Below are 2,695 nucleotides of genomic sequence, written 5' to 3' on the forward strand. Positions count from 1 at the left end.
ATGCCGGGCAGTCCGGCGAACGACGCCGACAACAGGTCCACCCGCCGAGGGTGATTCCCGAGCTCGTCGCCCACCAGCCAGGGGAGGTGTGGTCGTGGGATATCACGAAACTCCGCGGCCCCGGCAAGGGCTGCTGGTACCACGCCTACGTGATCCTCGACATCTTCTCCCGCTACGTCGTGGGCTGGCGCATCGAGAACGTCGAAGACGGGACCCTGGCCGCGGATCTCGTCGAGCAGATCGTCGCCGAGACCGGGCACCGGCCCGGCTGGCTCCACGCCGACGGGGGTGCTGCGATGACCTCCAAACCCCTCGCATCGCTGTTGAGCGATCTCGACATCACCCGCTCGCGTTCTCGCCCGCACACCAGCAACGACAACCCGTACAGCGAAGCCCAGTTCAAGACGATGAAGTACCAGCCCGACTACCCCGACCGGTTCGATTCCATCGGCCACGCCCGCGCCTGGATGGACGGATTCATCACGTCATACAACCACGAGCACTACCACTCCGGGATCGGCTACTACACACCCGCGTCCGTCCACCACGGCACCGCCGACGCCGTCCGCCAGTTGCGGCAGGCCACGCTCGACACTGCCTACGCGGAACATCCCGAACGCTTCACCCGCCGACCCATCGCGACGAAGCTACCCACGATCGCGCACATCAACGACCCCGCCCGCCGACGACCCGAACCAGCCAAACCCGAACCCACACTCACGTCTCACTTGATTTGACAAGTTCCGTCCCGACAAGCGAGTACTCCCCGACGACCGAGATCGGACCCCGCTGAACCTTCCCGCTTTGTGGCTTCTTGCCTCCTGCGAAGTCCGACGACTTGATGGAGGACACGACTCCGAACTGTCCATGAACCTGGCACGAAGTGGAGGGCTCGAAACAATCTGATCATTCTGGGGTGCGAGCCCATCGGATGCCCGCGCCGGCACCATCAGGCAACAGGTCCTACACCGTGCCTGGATCCGTAGTATGTTTGCTCGCCACGGTCGGTCGAACCGAGGAGCCATTGAACGTCGACAGGTCCGGGGACTCGCCAAAGAGAGTCGTCCGAAAGCTCGGGCGACTCGGGAATATGGCGACGCACATGCACCGCCTCCGCTGTGTCCGACGAACGACAGAACCAAGCGACCAGTCCGGATCCCATCAACCCCTCGATCACGCGGACCAGACGGTCCCGACCAACCGGCACCTGAACCGCCATCTCCCAAAGACCGTAATAATCCTCGGTCACCAGACTCAGCACCTCGATCTCAAGATCGCCCATCACCACTCCGCCAACGGTAAGGGGCAAAACTTCTGGCGCTTGTGAGCAACGTCCGATGAATTCACGATCCCGACCCTGTCAAGAAGATCCCCTCCATCACGCCGTGACCCCGCGAGAGGTAGAAACCTGAGTAGGTGAAGGCAGGTTGCGTTCATGTGAGGACCACCTCGACCACCAGATCACCGAAGTTCGGCTCGCCGCGACCGTCACTGCACCGCAGGAGCAGCCTGCGTCCGTCGTCGTCAACCCTCATCCCAGCATTGCCGAGCCACGCCTGAATCACCTCACAACCACCGCGCCAGATATTCCAGATGCGAAGCGACCGGGCTGCCCTCGGCTTCCACACGATGGAGACCCGAACCTCCTCAGGGGCAGAATCCTCCCAGAAGACCAAATCACGACCCCTCGTCCCCTCAACCTCGAGGTCACCACCACGGATCTTCAAGCGAACACCCTGGGGCGGGTCCGGCCTGGCGGAAACAAACCTCACAACGAGATGGCTCGCATCAGTAGGGAGCTCATACAGACTGAAGAGAGGACCACCCCATTCGACCTTCGTCGTCTTCTGCACGGCAAAGAGGTCTGACAACGAATCGCCCATCTCAGTACCCCGGATGCCTGTATGAGTCAACTGCAGCGTGATCCTGTGGCCAACGCGGAACCACTGATGTACCTCCGTCGCGGAAGGGAATCGGTTCGTGACTCAACTCCATTGACTCCATCCCGCCCTTGTCGCCGTTGTAGCGCTGTGGTGCGCGCCCAGTTGCCATGCGCGACAACTGCGAGTCATCCCACTGCTCAAGCCCCGGGTTTGCGCCCTCATTCTTCCAGAACCGTGCACGCACCGTTGACCAAGCCGGCCTATTACCAGCCCTCGTCGGGGAGTAGACGTCATCACCAACACTCCAACCCCTCGATACGCCACCGCAGGTGGTGTTGTGGACGAGGACTGAGTCGTTGCCAGCATAGTAGGTGTGCAGGTCCTCAATGGTGAGGTTGTAGGCGGTGAGGACCCGCTCGCCAACGTCCAGGTGGTCCACGGTGACCTGGTCGCCGTCGGCAGCAAGAAGCGTGTCACCAGCATGCAAGTCGATGGCATCCACCCACCGGCCCTCGGACTCCACCCAGAAGGGATGACGGTCGGTCGCCTCCACCCTGGACCCGTCCGACAACACCACACCCACCATCGTGTGGGGACCCCAATGACGGATCAGGTCCTCGACTTCACGCGCCCCCCTGCGCCCGGTCTCGGGGTCGGTGGCCACCACCTCCTCACCGACCTGGACGTCCTTGATTGCCTTCCTGGACCCATCAGCCATGAGCACCGCCGTGGCACCCGTGAAACTGTTCAAACACCCCCCACCCGCCCTCACCGGCGAAACCCGACCAGTCGACACACTCGACGTGATCTGC

4 protein-coding genes are annotated in these 2,695 nt (G+C 62.5%); 1 reads left to right on the plus strand and 3 read right to left on the minus strand.

Annotated elements, in window-relative coordinates; genetic code table 11:
- The coding region (locus TA90_RS02820; RefSeq protein WP_043534510.1) for a DDE-type integrase/transposase/recombinase at positions 1-737 on the plus strand (737 nt) is incomplete at its 5' end.
- A gap of 212 nt (positions 738-949) precedes the next feature.
- Here the strand turns inward: TA90_RS02820 and TA90_RS14485 are convergent.
- The 3 genes from TA90_RS14485 to TA90_RS02830 form a co-directional block, all read right to left on the minus strand.
- Positions 950-1,288: a hypothetical protein gene (locus tag TA90_RS14485; protein ID WP_187120075.1), complete on the minus strand. Its 339-nt coding sequence runs from the start codon at positions 1,286-1,288 to the stop codon at positions 950-952.
- Positions 1,289-1,433: 145 nt separating this feature from the next.
- Complete coding sequence (locus TA90_RS02825) at positions 1,434-1,853, minus strand: hypothetical protein (protein ID WP_147513331.1); 420 nt, start codon at positions 1,851-1,853, stop codon at positions 1,434-1,436.
- A gap of 31 nt (positions 1,854-1,884) precedes the next feature.
- A complete protein-coding gene (locus tag TA90_RS02830) occupies positions 1,885-2,601 on the minus strand; it encodes a polymorphic toxin-type HINT domain-containing protein (RefSeq protein ID WP_187120076.1) in 717 nt (238 codons plus the stop codon).
- Positions 2,602-2,695 lie beyond the last annotated feature (94 nt).

The sequence above is a fragment of the Actinomyces polynesiensis genome, assembly GCF_000820725.1.
Taxonomy (GTDB): domain Bacteria; phylum Actinomycetota; class Actinomycetes; order Actinomycetales; family Actinomycetaceae; genus Pauljensenia; species Pauljensenia polynesiensis.